This window comes from Actinomadura sp., assembly GCF_044508335.1.
Classification (GTDB): Bacteria; Actinomycetota; Actinomycetes; order Streptosporangiales; family Streptosporangiaceae; genus Spirillospora.
In genome coordinates this window covers 21,100-37,138 of the sequence record NZ_JBIQHY010000033.1, presented here as the reverse complement: position 1 = coordinate 37,138, position 16,039 = coordinate 21,100, and the positions used below count along the sequence as shown (strand labels likewise).

General features: G+C 75.1%; 14 protein-coding genes and 1 tRNA gene. 11 read left to right on the top strand and 4 right to left on the bottom strand.

What is annotated here, in order from left to right:
• Positions 1 to 156: 156 nt before the first annotated feature.
• Both ACIWVC_RS14495 and ACIWVC_RS14490 read left to right on the top strand, forming a co-directional pair.
• Positions 157 to 1,587 carry an MFS transporter gene (locus ACIWVC_RS14495; RefSeq protein ID WP_396448711.1) on the top strand — a complete coding sequence of 477 codons (1,431 nt, stop codon included), beginning with the start codon at positions 157 to 159 and terminating at the stop codon, positions 1,585 to 1,587.
• Positions 1,588 to 1,748: 161 nt separating this feature from the next.
• A complete protein-coding gene (locus tag ACIWVC_RS14490) occupies positions 1,749 to 3,629 on the top strand; it encodes a propionyl-CoA synthetase (protein WP_396448710.1) in 1,881 nt (626 codons plus the stop codon).
• On the opposite strand, the gene ACIWVC_RS14485 is transcribed toward ACIWVC_RS14490, so the two are convergent.
• On the bottom strand, positions 3,626 to 3,901 hold the full coding sequence (locus ACIWVC_RS14485) for a GlsB/YeaQ/YmgE family stress response membrane protein (protein ID WP_396448709.1): 276 nt from the start codon (positions 3,899 to 3,901) through the stop codon (positions 3,626 to 3,628). The genes ACIWVC_RS14490 and ACIWVC_RS14485 overlap by 4 nt on opposite strands.
• A gap of 142 nt (positions 3,902 to 4,043) precedes the next feature.
• The gene (gene selD, locus ACIWVC_RS14480; protein WP_396448708.1) at positions 4,044 to 5,036 is read right to left on the bottom strand and encodes a selenide, water dikinase SelD; all 993 of its coding nucleotides are present in this window, start codon (positions 5,034 to 5,036) and stop codon (positions 4,044 to 4,046) included.
• A 181-nt stretch (positions 5,037 to 5,217) separates the two neighbouring features.
• Here selD and ACIWVC_RS14475 point away from each other — a divergent pair, with 181 nt between their 5' ends.
• The 8 genes from ACIWVC_RS14475 to ACIWVC_RS14440 all read left to right on the top strand — a co-directional run bounded on the left by ACIWVC_RS14475 (position 5,218) and on the right by ACIWVC_RS14440 (position 12,677).
• Complete coding sequence (locus ACIWVC_RS14475; RefSeq protein ID WP_396448707.1) at positions 5,218 to 7,092, top strand: AMP-dependent synthetase/ligase; 1,875 nt, start codon at positions 5,218 to 5,220, stop codon at positions 7,090 to 7,092.
• 27 nt (positions 7,093 to 7,119) lie between these two features.
• Positions 7,120 to 7,212 (top strand) — tRNA-Sec (locus ACIWVC_RS14470).
• A gap of 49 nt (positions 7,213 to 7,261) precedes the next feature.
• The gene (locus ACIWVC_RS14465; protein WP_396448706.1) at positions 7,262 to 7,444 is read left to right on the top strand and encodes a DUF3099 domain-containing protein; all 183 of its coding nucleotides are present in this window, start codon (positions 7,262 to 7,264) and stop codon (positions 7,442 to 7,444) included.
• Between the two features lie 91 nt (positions 7,445 to 7,535).
• Complete coding sequence (gene fdhD / locus ACIWVC_RS14460; RefSeq protein WP_396448705.1) at positions 7,536 to 8,348, top strand: formate dehydrogenase accessory sulfurtransferase FdhD; 813 nt, start codon at positions 7,536 to 7,538, stop codon at positions 8,346 to 8,348.
• A 129-nt stretch (positions 8,349 to 8,477) separates the two neighbouring features.
• Entirely contained in the window at positions 8,478 to 9,407 is a 930-nt protein-coding gene (locus ACIWVC_RS14455) for a metal-dependent hydrolase (protein ID WP_396448704.1), read from the top strand.
• Positions 9,408 to 9,555: 148 nt separating this feature from the next.
• On the top strand, positions 9,556 to 10,473 hold the full coding sequence (locus tag ACIWVC_RS14450) for an alpha/beta fold hydrolase (protein WP_396448703.1): 918 nt from the start codon (positions 9,556 to 9,558) through the stop codon (positions 10,471 to 10,473).
• 50 nt (positions 10,474 to 10,523) lie between these two features.
• Complete coding sequence (locus ACIWVC_RS14445) at positions 10,524 to 12,137, top strand: phytoene desaturase family protein (RefSeq protein ID WP_396454214.1); 1,614 nt, start codon at positions 10,524 to 10,526, stop codon at positions 12,135 to 12,137.
• A 105-nt stretch (positions 12,138 to 12,242) separates the two neighbouring features.
• Complete coding sequence (locus tag ACIWVC_RS14440; RefSeq protein ID WP_396448701.1) at positions 12,243 to 12,677, top strand: CBS domain-containing protein; 435 nt, start codon at positions 12,243 to 12,245, stop codon at positions 12,675 to 12,677.
• Positions 12,678 to 12,690: 13 nt separating this feature from the next.
• On the opposite strand, the gene ACIWVC_RS14435 is transcribed toward ACIWVC_RS14440, so the two are convergent.
• Positions 12,691 to 14,157, bottom strand: coding sequence for a PLP-dependent aminotransferase family protein (locus tag ACIWVC_RS14435; RefSeq protein WP_396448700.1), 1,467 nt, complete (start codon positions 14,155 to 14,157; stop codon positions 12,691 to 12,693).
• A gap of 94 nt (positions 14,158 to 14,251) precedes the next feature.
• Here ACIWVC_RS14435 and ACIWVC_RS14430 point away from each other — a divergent pair, with 94 nt between their 5' ends.
• Complete coding sequence (locus ACIWVC_RS14430) at positions 14,252 to 14,884, top strand: YitT family protein (protein WP_396454213.1); 633 nt, start codon at positions 14,252 to 14,254, stop codon at positions 14,882 to 14,884.
• A 24-nt stretch (positions 14,885 to 14,908) separates the two neighbouring features.
• On the opposite strand, the gene ACIWVC_RS14425 is transcribed toward ACIWVC_RS14430, so the two are convergent.
• Positions 14,909 to 16,033, bottom strand: a complete 1,125-nt coding sequence (locus ACIWVC_RS14425) for a glycerate kinase (protein ID WP_396448698.1) — start codon at positions 16,031 to 16,033, stop codon at positions 14,909 to 14,911.
• Positions 16,034 to 16,039 lie beyond the last annotated feature (6 nt).

Here is a 16,039-nt window from a genome sequence, read left to right as displayed (position 1 = left end):
GCTTACTTAACTTAAGTAAGCATGCCCGTGTCGGAGCGGGCGCCGCGCGGCCGGAACCCCCGCCGACCGGACGCCATCGGCCGCGGCGGGATGGTCGCGGCGGGATGGTCGCGGCGGGATGGTCGCGGCGGGATCGATCGCAGTGGGGAGGTCCGCATGACCGGTGCACCGGCCACGGCGCGCACCGCGGCCGGGCATCCGGCGGCGCGGCCGGCGCCCACCGGCCGCATCCTGCTCGCGCTCGCCGCGGCCGGGATGGTCGTCTCGGTGCAGCAGACGCTCGTGCTGCCGCTGCTGCCCCAGCTCATGGTCCGGTTCGACGCGCCGATCACCGACGTGACGTGGGTGTTCACCGCGTCGCTGCTGGCCGGCGCGGTCGCCACCCCGCTGCTGACGCGGTTCGGCGACATGTACGGCAAGCAGCGGATGATCATGCTGACGCTGGTCCTGCTGCTGGCCGGGTCGGTGGTCTGCGCGGTGTCCGGATCGCTGCCGGTGCTCATCGCCGGCCGCGCCCTGCAGGGCGTGTCGTCCGCGATGATCCCGCTCGCCATCGGCATGATCCGGGACGCCTTCCCGCGCGAGCGGATCACCACGGCGATCGGCGTGGTCAGCGCCACCATGGGCGTCGGCGGCAGCGCCGGCATGATCGTGACCGGGCTGATCGCCGCCCGCACCGACAGCCACCGCCCGGTGTTCTGGATCACCGCCGCGCTCGGCGCCGCCGCGCTGGGGCTGGTCGCCGCGTGCGCCCGCGACGCCGGCGTCCGGGCCGGCGGGCGGCCCGACCTGCCGGGCGCGGCGCTCCTCGCCGCCTGGCTGGTCTGCCTGCTGCTGGGCATCAGCGAGGGCAACGCGTGGGGCTGGACGTCCGCCCGCGTCCTCGGCCTGTTCGGCGCCGCCGCCGCGCTGTGCGCGGTCTGGGTCGCGGTGGAGCGGCGGGTCCGCGCCCCGCTGGTGCGGCTGAACCTGCTGGTCGGGCCCCGGTCGCTGTCGGCGAACCTCGTCTCCGCGCTGCTCGGCTTCTCGATGTTCGCCGCGTTCACGCTGATCGCCGGGTTCGTGCAGGCCCCGTCCGCGGAGGTCGGGTACGGGCTGGACGGCTCGGTGCTGGACGTCGGCCTGTACATGCTGCCGAGCACCGCCACGATGCTGGTGTTCTCGTGGACGTCCGGGCGGATCGCCGCCCGGATCGGCACCGCCTGCACGCTCGCGGTCGGGTCGGCGTTCGCCGGGCTGTGCTACGTGTGGCTCGCGGTGTCCAACTCGCACGTGTACGACATGCTCGCGTTCAGCGCCATCCAGGGCATGGGGTTCGGGATCGCCTACGCGGCGCTCGGCACGCTCGCCGTCCAGCACGTCCCGATGGACCAGAGCGGCATCGCCAGCGGCATCAACTCGCTCGTCCGCACCACCGGCGGCGGCGTCGCCGGGGCCGTCACGGCGGCGGTGCTGGCCGGGCGGGTCGTCCCGGGGACCGACGTGCCCGCGCTCGGCGCCTACGAGCTGTGCTTCTGGATCGTCGGCGGGGGCGCCGCCGCGGCCGCCGTCATCGCCGTCGCGCACGCGCTGCGGCACCCCGACTGACCGGGCGCGGCGTCGGCCGGCGCGGGCCGCCGGAGCCGGACCGGACGGCGCGGGCCCTTGACGAACGGGCCCCGGGACATGCCCTATAGGGGTGCGGCCCGAAATCGCCGACCGGGGCCGCAGGCCAGACCGGGCCAGGGACCCGCCACCGGGAGGACCACATGGGCGCCTACGCGGCCGCGTACGAACGCAGCATCGCCGACCCGACCCGCTTCTGGGGGCTGGCGGCGCGCGACGTCCGCTGGCTCGTCCCGCCGGACCGGGTGCTGGACGACGGCGCTCCCCCGTTCTACCGCTGGTTCACCGGCGGCGAGCTGAACACCTGCGACAACGCGCTGGACCGGCACATCGAGGAGGGCCGCGGCGACCAGGCCGCGCTCATCTACGACAGTCCCGTGACCGGGACGGTGCGCACCTACAGCTACCGGGAGCTGACCGGCCTCGTCGCGCGGTTCGCCGGGGCGCTGCGCGCGCAGGGCGTCGACCGCGGCGACCGCGTCGTCATCTACCTGCCGATGATCCCCGAGGCGGTCATCGCGATGCTGGCGTGCGCCCGGCTCGGCGCGGTGCACTCGGTCGTGTTCGGCGGGTTCGCGGCGCGGGAGCTGGCCGTCCGCATCGACGACGCCCGCCCGAAGGCGGTCGTGTCGGCGTCCTGCGGGATCGAGGCGGGCCGGATCGTGGCCTACAAGCCGCTGCTCGACCAGGCGCTGGAGATGGCGCGGCACAAGGTCGAGCGGTGCGTGGTCCGGCAGCGCGAGCAGCTGCACGCCGACCTGGTCAAGCCGCGCGACGTCGACTGGGACGAGGCGGTCGCCGCCGCCGAGCCCGCCGAATGCGTGCCCGTCGCCGCCACCGACCCGCTCTACATCCTGTACACCTCCGGGACGACCGGGCGGCCCAAGGGCGTCGTCCGCGACAACGGCGGGCACGCGGTGGCGCTGCGCTGGTCGATGGAGAACGTGTTCGGCGTCGGGCCCGGCGACGTGTTCTGGGCCGCGTCCGACGTCGGCTGGGTCGTCGGGCACTCCTACATCGTCTACGCGCCGCTGCTGACCGGCTGCGCGACCGTCCTGTACGAGGGCAAGCCGGTGGGGACGCCGGACGCCGGCGCGTTCTGGCGCGTCGCCGCGCAGCACCGGGTGAAGGCGCTGTTCGCCGCGCCGACCGCGATCCGGGCGATCAAGAAGGAGGACCCGGACGGCGCGCTGCTCGCCGGGCACGACCTGTCGGCGCTGGACACCCTGTTCCTCGCCGGGGAGCGCCTCGACCCCGACACCTACCGGTGGGCGACGCGCATCCTGGACCGCCCCGTCGTCGACCACTGGTGGCAGACCGAGACCGGCTGGCCGATCGTGGCGAACCTGCGCGGGCTGGAGCCGATGCCGCTCAAGCCGGGCTCGCCCTCCGTCCCGGTGCCCGGGTACGACGTGCGGGTGCTCGGCCCGGACGGCTCGCCCGTCCCGCACGGCACCGACGGCGACATCGCGATCCGGCTGCCGCTGCCGCCCGGCACGCTGCCCACCCTGTGGCAGGACGACGAGCGGTTCGTCGAGTCGTACCTGACGAAGTTCCCCGGGCACTACCTGACCGGGGACGGCGGGCACATCGACGAGGACGGCTACGTGTGGGTGATGGGCCGCACCGACGACGTCATCAACGTGGCCGGGCACCGCCTGTCGACCGGGACGATGGAGGAGGTCATCTCCTCCCACCCGGCCGTCGCCGAGTGCGCGGTCATCGGCGTCCACGACGCGCTGAAGGGGCAGGTCCCCCGGGGGCTCGTCGTGCTGAAGAGCGGCGTCCTCGCCGAGCCGGAGGAGCTCGCCGCGGAACTGGTCGCGATGGTGCGCGAGCAGGTCGGGCCGGTCGCCTCGCTCAAGGAGATCACGGTCGTCCCGGCGCTGCCGAAGACCCGCTCGGGCAAGATCCTGCGCGGGGTGATGCGCGGCATCGCCGACGGCGCCGAGGTGACCGTCCCGTCCACCATCGAGGACCCGGGCGTCCTGGACGAGCTGCGGCCCGTCCTGCGCCGCGGCTAGGAGCGGCCGCCGGTCCGCTTCGGCCACAGCAGCACCACCAGGCAGACGCCCGCCGCGGCCAGCGCGATCTGCAGGACGGTCTCCCACAGGCTCCAGCCGCCGCTCGTCAGCCCGAACACCTGCGCCAGGCCCGTGCCGGCGAACGCGGCGACGACGCCGGTCGCCATCAGCAGCCAGAGCGGCATGCCCGGCCGGCCCGGCACGAGCAGCCTGCCGAGGACACCGATCACCGCGCCCAGGACGACGGCGGCCGCGAGCCCCCCGATGGTCATGGCGCGCTCCTCACCCCTGTCCCCCGGCAACGGCGCCTGGAGCCCTACCCGCGTCCCGGCGGGCGACACGGGCGGGCGGCACGGGCGGGCGGCACGGGGGCGGTGCCGGGGGGCGCCGGCGCGGGGGGTGCACCGGGAGGCGTCAGCGGACGACGAGCGCGTGCCGCCCGCGCGGGACCAGCTCGCCGATGACCGGAGCGCCCGGGATCTCCCCGGCGACGAGCAGCCCGCCGGAGGTCTGCGCGTCCGCCAGCAGCAGCCGCTCCTCCTCGGCGATCCGGCGGAAGTCGGTGTGCGGGGACACCCACGACAGGTTCCGCCGCGTCCCGCCCGGGACGAAGCCGTCCCGGACGGCGGCCCGCGCCCCGTCCAGGTAGGGGACGGCGGAGGCGTCCACGACGGCGGTGACGCCGCTGGCGCGCGCCACCTTGTAGAGGTGGCCGAGCAGCCCGAAGCCGCTGACGTCGGTGGCGCACTCGGCGCCCCGCTCCAGCGCGGCGAGGCCCGCCTCGGCGTTGAGCCGGACCATCGTCTCCACCGCGTGCGGGAACACCTCCCCGGTGGCCTTGTGCCGGGCGTTGAGGACGCCGGTGCCGAGCGGCTTGGTCAGCGACAGCGGGACGCCGGGACGGCCCGCGTCCAGCCGCAGCAGCCGGGCGGGGTCGGCGACGCCGGTCACCGCGAGCCCGTACTTGGGCTCGGGGTCGTCGATGCTGTGCCCGCCCGCGATCGCGCAGCCGGCGAGCGCGGCGACGTCCCGGCCGCCGCGCAGCACCTCGCGGGCCAGCTCGGCGGGCAGCGCGTCGACCGGCCAGCCGAGCAGGTTCAGCGCCATCAGCGGCTCGCCGCCGACCGCGTAGACGTCGGACAGCGCGTTCGCGGCGGCGATCCGCCCCCAGTCGTAGGCGTCGTCGACGACCGGGGTGAAGAAGTCGGCGGTGGACACCACCGCGCGGCCGCCGCTGATCCGCAGCACGGCCGCGTCGTCGCCGTCCGGCCCGCCGACCAGCAGGCCGTCGCCGCCTCCGGTGAGGCCGGTCACGAACCGCTCCAGCACCCCGGGCGGGATCTTGCAGGCGCAGCCGCCGCCGTGCGCGTACTGCGTCAGGCGTGCGACGGGGGCGAGGCGGGTCACCCGCACGATTTAACGCACAACTACCGCAAATGATCAAGAAACGGACAGTACGCGGGCCGTTACCGAGGAGCGAACATCCCGCCCGACCTGCCGATAAATCCGCGGAACCCTTGTCCGAACGACGTTCGGCATGATGCGATTCAGTCTCCTGCAAGTCATCACTTACTTTTTGAGGGGCGACATGGGGATTCGGAAGCAGGGCGCCGGGCGAGGCTCGTCGCCGGAAAGGCGGCGGGCCGAACCCGACGGGGCCGTCGCGGGCCGGACCGTCTGCACGACCCTGGCGAAGACCGCCGCCGAGCACGGGGACCGGCCCGCCTACTCCGACCGGATCGACGGCGAGTGGCGGACCCTCACCTGGGCGGACACCCGCACCCGCGCGCTGGAGACGGCCGCCGGGTTCGCCGCGCTCGGGCTGGCGCCCGGCGACGTCGTCGCGCTGATGATGCCGAACCGCTCCGAGCACGTCCTGGCCGACCTCGGCGCCGTGCACGCGGGCGGCGTCCCGACCACCGTCTACGCGACGCTCGCACCGGACCAGGTCGCCTTCGTGGCCGGGCACTGCGCGGCCAAGTACGCCGTGCTGGACGGCGCGGACCAGCTCCGCCGGTGGCGGCCCGTCCTCGACCGGCTGCCGGAGCTGCGCCGGGTCATCGTGGTGGACGCCGCCGCCTGCCCGCCCGGCGACCGCTACCTGACCTGGGACGACTTCACCGCCCTCGGCCGCGAGCGGCTCGCCGCCGACCCGGCCGGGATCGACCGCCGCTGGCAGGCGGTCGAGCCCGAGGACACCGTCACCCTGCTCTACACCTCCGGCACGACCGGCGACCCCAAGGGCGTCCTGATCACCCACTCGATGGTGCTGCACGAGTCGGCGATGGTGAAGCGCAGCTCGGTGCTGCCCAGCCACCCGTCGGGCGTGTCGTACCTGCCGTTCGCGCACATCGCCGACCGCGTCCTCAGCTACTACCTGCCGGTCACGCTCGCCGCGCACATCCACTTCTGCCCGGACCCGACGCAGCTCGCCGCCATCCTGAAGGAGGTGCGCCCGCACTCGTTCTTCGGCGTGCCGCGCGTCTGGGAGAAGCTCATGGCCGGCATCCAGGCCGTCCTCTCCGCCGAGCCGGACGAGGCCAGGAAGAAGGCCGTGGCCGCCGCCCTGGAGGCGGGCCGGGCCTACGTGACGGCCCAGGAGTACGGCAACACCCTCACCCCGGAGATCACCGCGGCCTTCGAGCGGGCCGACGAGGCCGTCCTCACGCCCATGCGCGCCCTGCTCGGCCTGGACCGCGTCCGCCAGGCGTCCAGCGCCGCCGCGCCGCTGCCGCTGGACGTCGCCCGGTTCTTCTCCGGCCTCGGCCTGAAGATCTTCGACGCCTACGGCATGACGGAGACGACCGGCGCCATCACCGCCAACCTCGCCGACTCCTTCAAGCTCGGCACCGTCGGCCGCGCCCTCGAAGGCGTCGAGCTGAAGCTCGCCGACGACGGGGAGATCCTCGTCCGCGGCGCCACCTGCACCCCCGGCTACCTGAACCGCCCGGACGCCACCGCCGATCTGATCGACGCCGACGGCTGGGTGCACACCGGCGACATCGGCCGCCTCGACGACGACGGCTTCCTCAGCGTCGTCGACCGCAAGAAGGAGCTGATCATCACCGCGGGCGGCGAGAACATCTCCCCGTCCCTCATCGAGAACCACCTCAAGGAGCACCCGCTCATCGGGCAGGCCCTCGCCTTCGGCGACCGGCGCCCCTACGTCGTCGCGCTCATCACCCTCGACGGCGAGGTCGCCCCGGTCTGGGCCGCCGCCCACGGCATCGACACCACCGACCTCGCCGCGCTCGCCGACCACCCCCTCGTGCAGGAGGAGGTCGCCAAGGCCGTCCAGGACGCCAACGCCCGCCTGGCCCGCGTCCAGCAGGTCAAGAGGTGGCGCGTCCTCCCCGCCGAGTGGACCGCCGAGAGCGAGGAGCTGACCCCGACCCTCAAGCTCAAGCGCCGCGTCGTGCACACCAAGTACTCCCCCGACATCGACGCCCTCTACGAGGGCTGACCGGGGCACGGGGATACGATCACCAGCGGAGGCGTGTGAGCGCCTGGTGGCCTCCCCGGCCTTCAAAGCCGACGGTCCCGAGGATCTCGGGACGGCGGGTTCGATTCCCGTACGCCTCCGCCGCGCGGCCCGTCCCCCGGCAGTCCGGGGGACGGCGTAGCGTGGAGGCATGCGGGGGCGCAAGATCGCCTACGGGGTCATGATGGGGACGTGCCTCACGCTGTTCGTGCTGGCGTGGGCCGTCGTGCGGGAGTGGTCGCACACCGCCGCGATCGCGATGTCGGTGGCGGCGCTCGTCATCCCCCCGTTCGCGGCGGTCGTGGCGAACTGGAACATCGACCGCCGCGACTGAAGGCCGCCCCGCTGACGGAAAAAGGCCAGAAACAGGACGAAACGGTCTGAACTCGTCGTTACTCGCGGGTTTCCGGGGTACGGTCCGGTTCATGGGGCGGATCACCGTGCGCAGGCCCGTGCTGCGGCTCAGTACGAGCGGGGTGCGCGGGCGCAGACCCGACACGCTCGCGGTGGAGGAGCCGCTGGAGATCCGGGTCGCCGGCAAGCCGCTCACGATCACGATGCGCACCCCCGGGCACGACTTCGACCTCGTGGCGGGGTTCCTGGCGGCCGAAGGGGTCATCGGGGGCGCGCAGGACCTCGCGACGATGCGGTACTGCGCCGACGCGCACGAGCAGAACACGCTCGACGTGGTGCTCGCGCCCGGGGTCGCGCCGCCCGACGACTCCATGACCCGGGCCTTCACGACGACCAGCGCGTGCGGCGTCTGCGGGAAGGCGAGCATCGAGGCGCTGCGCACCGACCGGCCCTACGAGGTGGGCGGCGACCCGGTGCGGGTCTCCCCGGAGGTCCTGGCCGCGCTGCCGGAGCGGCTGCGCGCGGCGCAGCGGGTGTTCGACCGCACGGGCGGGCTCCACGCCGCCGGGCTCTTCGACGCGGACGGCGGGCTGCTCGCGCTCCGGGAGGACGTCGGGCGGCACAACGCCGTCGACAAGGTCGTCGGGTGGGCGCTGCGGCGCGGGCGGCTGCCGCTCACCGGGACCGTCCTCATGGTCAGCGGGCGCGCGTCGTTCGAGCTGACGCAGAAGGCGATGACGGCCGGGGTCCCGGTGCTGGCGGCGGTGTCGGCGCCGTCGTCGCTGGCGGTGGAGCTCGCCGAGGACGCCGGGATGACGCTGGTCGGCTTCCTGCGCGGCGAGACCATGAACGTCTACGCGGGCGCGGAGCGCATCGCCCTGTGACGGGCGGCACTTGTCATCACAGGTCGAAAACCAAGCGGTAACTTGTTGGCCCGACCCCAAGAAACCACGGGTCTCACCGGAGTTGACTGCTCCCCCAACGGCATACGCGCGCGCGGAAGCGAGGACGGCATGACGAGGCCCCTGACAGACGGCGGAGCCGGCATCGACGAGCGCCATCCGCCGATCAAGCCTCGGCGCGTCTCCTTCGACTGGTCGCAGACCCCGCTGCACTGGGTGCCGGGCGACCCCGTCGCGACGCACATCATCAACTCGTTCCACATCGTCCTGCCCGAGGGCGAGAAGTGGTTCATCCAGTGCGTGAAGGACGCCCGCCCCCACATCAAGGACGAGCGCCTGCTGGAGGAGATCAAGGGCTTCATCGGGCAGGAGATGGTGCACGCCCGCTCCCACCAGGGCGTGCTCGACCAGATCCTGGCGGCCAACGGCATCGACGTCTCCAAGATCACCGACGCGGCGGCGAAGGGCAACGCCGAGCGGCCCGCGCAGATGGCGGCGCTCAAGGAGAGGAACCCGCGGGCGTGGCGGCGCCGGCTGCGGTTCGAGCTGGCCGCGGTCGCCTCGATCGAGCACTACACCGCCGTCCTCGGCCAGTGGATCATGGACAACGAGCGGTTCGAGAAGGCCGGGGTCGACCCGACCATGCTCGACCTGCTGCGCTGGCACGGCGCCGAGGAGGTCGAGCACCGGTCGGTGGTGTTCGACGTGTACAAGGCCATGGGCGGCCGGTACCCGATGCGCGTCGCGGCCTGGGTGGTGTCGCTGTTCTTCCTGTACTGGGCGCTGATCGGCGGGTCGCTGTACCTGCTCAAGCAGGACCCGACGATCAAGGGGCGGGTGACCCTGCCGCGCGTCTACCGGGCGTACCGGCGGTCGGTCCGGCTGGGGCACGTGCCGGGGATCTTCAAGCTGCTGCTCGGCGAGGCGCCCGTCTACCTGAAGCCGAACCACCACCCGTCGAAGGTGTGCTCGACGCCGCGCGCCCTGGAGTACCTGATGCGGTCGCCCGCGGCGAAGGCCGCCGGCTACGACCCGTACTGACACCGAGCCCCCGCCTGAGGGCCCGTACCGCCGCGCCGTACGGGCCCTCGGGGTTTCCCGGGGCGCGATCCCCGGGCCGGCTTCCCGTGTCGGGGCTCACGTCCGCGTCCTCTTGACCGCGGGGGCGGTCCGGCACTTTATTAGCAAGATGTCCAATAAAGCGGCCCCCGGCCCCCTTCTCACCAGGCGCCGGGTCCGCGGGGACGGCGTCGACCTCGCCGTCTACGAGCAGGGCGACCCGTCGCGGCCGACGGTGCTGCTCGTCCACGGCTACCCCGACACCCACGCGGTGTGGGACGAGACGGCCGCGCTGCTCGCCGGGCGATTCCACGTCGTCCGGTACGACGTGCGCGGCGCGGGGGCGTCCACGCGGCCGCTCGGGCGCAGGCGCTACACGTTCGAGTACCTGATGTCGGACATGCGGGCCGTGCTGGACGCGGCCGCGCCCGACCGCAGGGTGCACCTGGTCGGGCACGACTGGGGGTCGATCCAGGGCTGGGAGGCGGTCTGCACCATGCCGGACCGCTTCGCCTCCTTCACCTCCATCTCCGGGCCGTGCCTCGACCACGCCGGGCACTGGATGCGGCGCCGGCTCGCCCGCCCCACCCCGTCCAACCTCCGGCGGGCGGCGGGGCAGGCCCTGCGGTCCTGGTACATCTGGTTCTTCCAGACGCCGGTCCTGCCGGAGCTGCTGTGGCTGGCCGGAGGGACCCGGCTGTTCACCCGCGCCCTGGCCGCCGGCGAGGGCGTCGCGCCGCGCCCCGGCCACCCGGCGCGGACGATGGCGCGCGACGCCGCGGCGGGGGTCGGGCTGTACCGGGCGAACACGCCGCGGCGGCTGCGCAGGCCGCGCGACCGGCGCACGGACGTGCCGACGCGCGTCATCGTCCCCACGAAGGACCCGTTCGTCTCCCCGCACCTGGTGGGCGGCCTTGCCGCGCACGCCCCGAACCTGTCGCTGAGCGTCCTGCCCGCCGGGCACTGGGTGCCGCGCAGCCACCCCGGGGACGTGGCGCGCTGGGTCGCCGAGCACGCCGCCGAGCACGCCGCCGGCGGCGCGGGCTGACCGCCGCCCGCCCGGGTACCCGTAGGGTGATCACCGGGGAGGGATGCCGCATGGCGGACGCCGTGGTCATCGGCGCGGGCCACAACGGGCTCGTCGCGGCCAACCTGCTGGCCGACGCGGGCTGGGACGTGGAGGTCCTGGAGGAGCAGCCGGAGCCGGGCGGCGCCGTGCGCAGCGACCGCGGCGCGCACCCCGACTACGTCAGCGACGTCTGCAGCGCCTTCTACCCGCTGGGCGTGGCGTCCCCGGTGATGCGCGCGCTGGACCTGGAGCGGCACGGGCTGCGCTGGCGGCACGCGCCCGCCGTCCTCGCCCATCCGCTGCCGGACGGGCGCGCCGCCGTCCTCGAACGCGACCGCGACGCCACCGCGGCGGGCCTGGAGGCGCTCGGCGCGGGCGACGGCGACGCGTGGCTGCGGCTCTGCGCGCTGTGGGACGAGATGGGCGAGGGCGTCCTGCGCGCCCTGCTCACCCCGTTCCCCCCGATCAGGGCGGCGCTGCCGCTCGCGGCGGCGGTGCGCCGCGCGGGCGGGCTCCGCGTCGCGCGGTCGCTGCTCGCGCCCGTCCGCACGCTGGGCGAGCAGGAGTTCACCGGGCCGGGCGGGCCGCTGCTGCTCGCCGGGTCGGCGCTGCACACCGACATGTTCCCCGAGTCGGCGGCCGGGTCGGTGTTCGGCTGGCTGCTCGCCATGACCGGCCAGCGGCACGGGTGGCCGGTGCCCGAGGGCGGCGCGGGCGAGCTGGCGGCCGCGCTGGTGCGGCGGCTGGAGTCGCGCGGCGGGCGGCTCCGCTGCGGCGTCCGCGTCGAGTCGGTCGTCGTCCGGGACGGGCGCGCGCTCGGCGTGCGCACCGCCGGCGGGGAGCGGGTGCGGGCGGCGAAGGCCGTGCTCGCCGACGTGGCGGCGCCGGCCCTCTACGGCGGCCTGGTCGGCTGGTCCGATCTGCCGGCCTCGCTGCGCGCCGACATGCGCCGCTTCAGCTGGGACCACGCCACCTTCAAGGTCGACTGGGCGCTGTCGGGCCCCGTCCCGTGGGCGTCGCCGGGCGCCGCTCGGGCCGGGACGGTCCACCTGTCCCCCGGCATGGACGCGCTGACCCGCTACAGCGCCGACCTCGCGACCGGCCGCGTCCCCGCCGACCCGTTCGCGCTGCTCGGCCAGATGACGACCGCCGACCCCGCCCGCTCCCCCGCCGGGACGGAGTCGGTCTGGGCCTACACGCACGTCCCGCACCGGGTGAAGGGCGACGCCGGGCCCGACGGCATCACCGGCGCCTGGGACGAGCGTGACCGGAACGCCATGGCCGACCGGGTCGAGAACGCGGTGGAGCGCCTCGCGCCCGGCTTCCGCGCCCGGATCCTCGGCCGCCGCGTCATCGCGCCGCCCGCGTTCCAGGAGCACGACGCCAACCTGCGGAACGGCGCGCTCAACGGCGGCACCGCGCTGCTCCACCAGCAGTTCGTGTTCCGTCCCGTCCCGGGCCTCGGCCGGGCCGAGACGCCGGTCGCCGGGCTGTACCTGGCATCGGCGTCCGCGCACCCCGGCGGGGGCGTCCACGGAGCCTGCGGGGCCAACGCCGCCCGCGCCGCGCTCGCCCACGCCGGGCCCGCGGGGCGCGTGCTCACCCCCGCCCTCGGCGCGCTGCGCCGGCTGCTGGCTCCGTAGCCCCGTTTTTGGCCGTCGCGGGGTTTTCCTGAGCGCCGGAACATGCGACCTTGACAGGACGAGCCGGGCGGCAACGACCCGGCGACCGGCACCGGAGCGTGAGTTATGCGGATTCGCGACATCCTGCGGCGGAAGGGGAACGCGGTGGCCACGGTTCGGCCCGACGCCACCGTGCGGCAGCTGCTCGCCGTCCTGGCCGAGCACAACATCGGGGCGGCGGTCGTCTCGCCCGACGGCGCGTCGATCTCCGGCATCGCGTCCGAGCGCGACGTGGTGCGGCGGCTCCATGACCACGGCGCCGGCCTGCTCGACCGGCCCGTCTCCGAGATCATGACAGCGGAGGTCCGCAGCTGCGGCCCCGGCGACAAGGTGGAGGACCTGCGCCGCACCATGACCGAGCACCGCTTCCGGCACGTGCCCGTCGTCGAGGACGGCCGCCTCGCCGGGATCGTCAGCATCGGCGACGTCGTCAAGAGCGCCATCGACGAACTGGAGAGCGAGCGCGAGCACCTGGTCGGCTACATCCAGGGCGCCCCCTGATCCTCCGGGGGGCCTACACGTAGGCGGGCAGCGGGCGGGCGGCCGGCGCCGACTGGACCTCCCGGTAGGCCAGGGCGAGGCGCTCCGCGGCCGTCCGCAGCGTGTCCGGCGGCAGCACGTACGGCAGCCGGACGTAGTCCTCCAGCACGCCGTCCGCGCCGAACACCGGCCCGGCGACGACCCGGACGCCGAGCCGCTCGGCCGCCTCCGCCAGCGCCGTCGCGACGGGCGCGCCGATCCGCGCCCACAGCGACATGCCGCCGGCCGGCAGGCGGAACTCCCAGCCGGGCAGCAGCTCGCGCAGCGCCCCGGCGAGCGCGTCGCGGTTCCGCAGCAGGCTCCGCGCGCGCTCGGCGCGCACCTCCTCCACCCGCAGCAGCAGCTCCCGGACGATCAGCTGGTCGAGCACCGGGCTGGCCATGTCGAAGGGCTCGCGGGCCAGCACCAGGCGGCGGGCCAGCGGCGCGGTCGTGCGGATCCAGCCGATGCGCAGCCCGCCCCACAGCAGCTTGGACGCCGACCCGATCGTGATCACCCGCCCGCCGCCGTCGTAGGCGGCGAGCGGCGCCTCGCGCGGCGCGCCCGGGTCGTGCGCGAGGTCGGCGAACGTCTCGTCGCCGACGAGGAACGCGTCGGCGCGGCGGGCCGCGTCGACGAGCGCGGCCCGGTCGCCGGCGCCCATCAGGTGTCCGGTCGGGTTCTGGAAGTCGGGGATCGTGTACGCCATCCGCACGGCCGCCTGCCGCATGGCCCCGGCGGCGAGTTCGACGTCCCAGCCCTCGTTGACGCCGACCGGGACCAGCCGGGCGCCGCGGCGGCGCAGCGCGCCCAGCGCGTGCGGGTAGGTGGGGCGCTCGACCATCACCGCGTCGCCCGCCTCCACCAGCAGCTGCGTCAGCAGGGTGAACGCGTGCTGCGCGCCGGTGGTGACGACGATCTGGTCGGCGCGGGTGGGGACGCCGCGCGCCGTGTAGCCGTCGGCGATGACCTCCCGCAGGCCCGCCAGCCCGGCCGGCTCGTAGCCGGGCCCCGAGCTGTAGCGGGGCAGCTCGTCGACGGCGGCGGCGACGGCCTCCTCGAAGACCGCCGGAGCGCCGGGGGTGGCGCAGCCGAGGTCGATGAAGGACGTGTCGTCCGGCGCCGGGTACGCCTTGCCGAACCGCCCGCCGGGCTGGGCGGCGCGCCGCTCGGCCGACGACATCCGCACCGGCGGCAGCGCCGTCCAGCTCCCCGCGCCCTGCCGGCTCTCGATGTAGCCCTCCTCGCGGAGCCGGTCGTAGGCGGTCGTCACGGTGGTGCGGCTGACGCCGAGGGCGGCGGCGAGGTCGCGCTCGGCGGGCAGCCGGGTCCGCAGCGCGAGCCGCCCGTCCAGGACGAGGCCGCGCACCGACCGGGCCAGCGCGGCGTACACCGGGCGCTCCGCCGACACGTCGCCCAGCAGCCGGGCCAGGTGCGGGCCGCTCACATAACGGGTGCTCATACAAGCCACTTTTGCATAATTGGACCTGCAAATACCAGTCCACTGGGCACCAAAGTTGTCTCGTACACGGCCACTTGTGGATTGGGAGCGGACAATGGCCTTGATAGCACGGCGACTCGTGCAGCTGTACGTCGGATTGGCCTTGTACGGGCTCGGGATCGCGCTCCAGGTGTCGTCCGGGCTCGGGAACGACCCGTGGGACGTCTTCCACCAGGGCCTGTCCCGCCGGCTCGGCCTGTCGATCGGCGCGTGGATCATCATCGCGGGCGCCGCCGTGATGCTGGCCTGGATCCCGCTGCGGCAGCGGCCCGGGATCGGGACGGTCAGCAACGTCGTCCTCATCGGCGTGTTCGCCGACCTGTTCCTGTGGCTGCTGCCCGACCCGCACGCGCTCGCCGCGCGCTGGGCGTACCTCGTCATCGGGGTGCTCGCGGGCGGCGTCGCGACCGGCTGCTACATCGGCGCGGGCCTCGGCCCCGGCCCGCGCGACGGGCTGATGACCGGCATCGCCGCGCGAGGGCACTCGATCCGCGCGGTCCGGACCGGGATCGAGCTCACCGTGCTCGCCGCCGGCTGGCTGCTCGGCGGCACCGTCGGCGTCGGGACGCTGCTGTACGCGGTCGCGATCGGCCCGCTCACGCACGTGTTCCTGCCGATGCTGACGATCAAGGACCGGGCCGCCGGACCGGCGCCGGCACCGGAACCCGAGCCCGCCGGCGCCTGCTAGTCCACCCGCCCGTGCCGGGGCGTGCTAGCGGGCGAAGAGGCGGACGGCCTGCTCGGCGACGGCGGCCAGCAGCGGGGCGGCATTGGCCTTCAGCTCCTCCAGGGTGCGGGGGCCGTCGGCGAGGCTGAACGCGGCGGTCAGGCCGAGCGCGTGCAGCTCGTCCAGCGGCCCGGCCACGCCGCCGGCCAGCGCCACGCACGGGACGCCGCGGCCCCGCGCGAGCGCCGCGACGGCGGAGACGACCTTGCCGCCGGCGCTCTGCCCGTCGACCCGGCCCTCCCCGGTGATCACGAGGTCGGCGCCGGTGAGCGCGGACGGGAGCCCGACGGCCTCGGCGACCAGGAGGGCGCCGCCGGACGGCTCGGCGCCGAGCAGCCCCACGAGCCCGCCGCAGGTGCCGCCGGCCGCGCCCGCGCCGGGCAGGTCGTGCACGCGGACGCCGCGCGCGGCGAGCACGTCGGCGAACACGGTGAGGGCGGCGTCCAGCTCGGCGACCTGGGCGGGCGAGGCGCCCTTCTGCGGGCCGAACACCGCGGCGGCGCCGTCCGGCCCCACGAGCGGGTTGGCGACGTCGCAGGCGACCCGGAACCGCGTGGCGCGGACCGCGTCCGGCACCGCGGAGTCGTCGATCGAGGCGAGCCGGGCGAGGGCCGCGCCGCCCGGCGGCAGCTCCTCCCCCGCGGCGTCCAGGAAGCGGACGCCGAGGGCCCGCAGCAGGCCCGCGCCGCCGTCGGTGCTGGCGCTGCCGCCGACGCACACCAGCACGTCGCGCGCCCCGCGCCGCACCGCGTCGGCGATCAGCTCGCCGGTGCCGGTGGTGGCGGCGTTCATCGGGTCCGGCGGGACGTCCTCGACCAGCGGCAGCCCGGACGCGGCAGCCAGCTCCACCACCGCGGACCGGCCGTCGCCGGACAGCGCGTAGCGGGCCTTGACCGGGCGCCCCAGCGGGTCGGTTGCGGCGACCTCGACCGCGGCGCCGCCGCGGGCGCGCAGGAAGCAGTCGAGGGTGCCCTCGCCGCCGTCCGCCATCGGCACGGCGGCCACCTCCGCGTGCGGCGCCCCCCGGCGCACCCCCGCCTCCACCGCGGCGCAGACCTCGACGGCCGACAGGCTGCCCTTGAACGAGTCGGGCGCGACGACCACCCGCATGGCCCG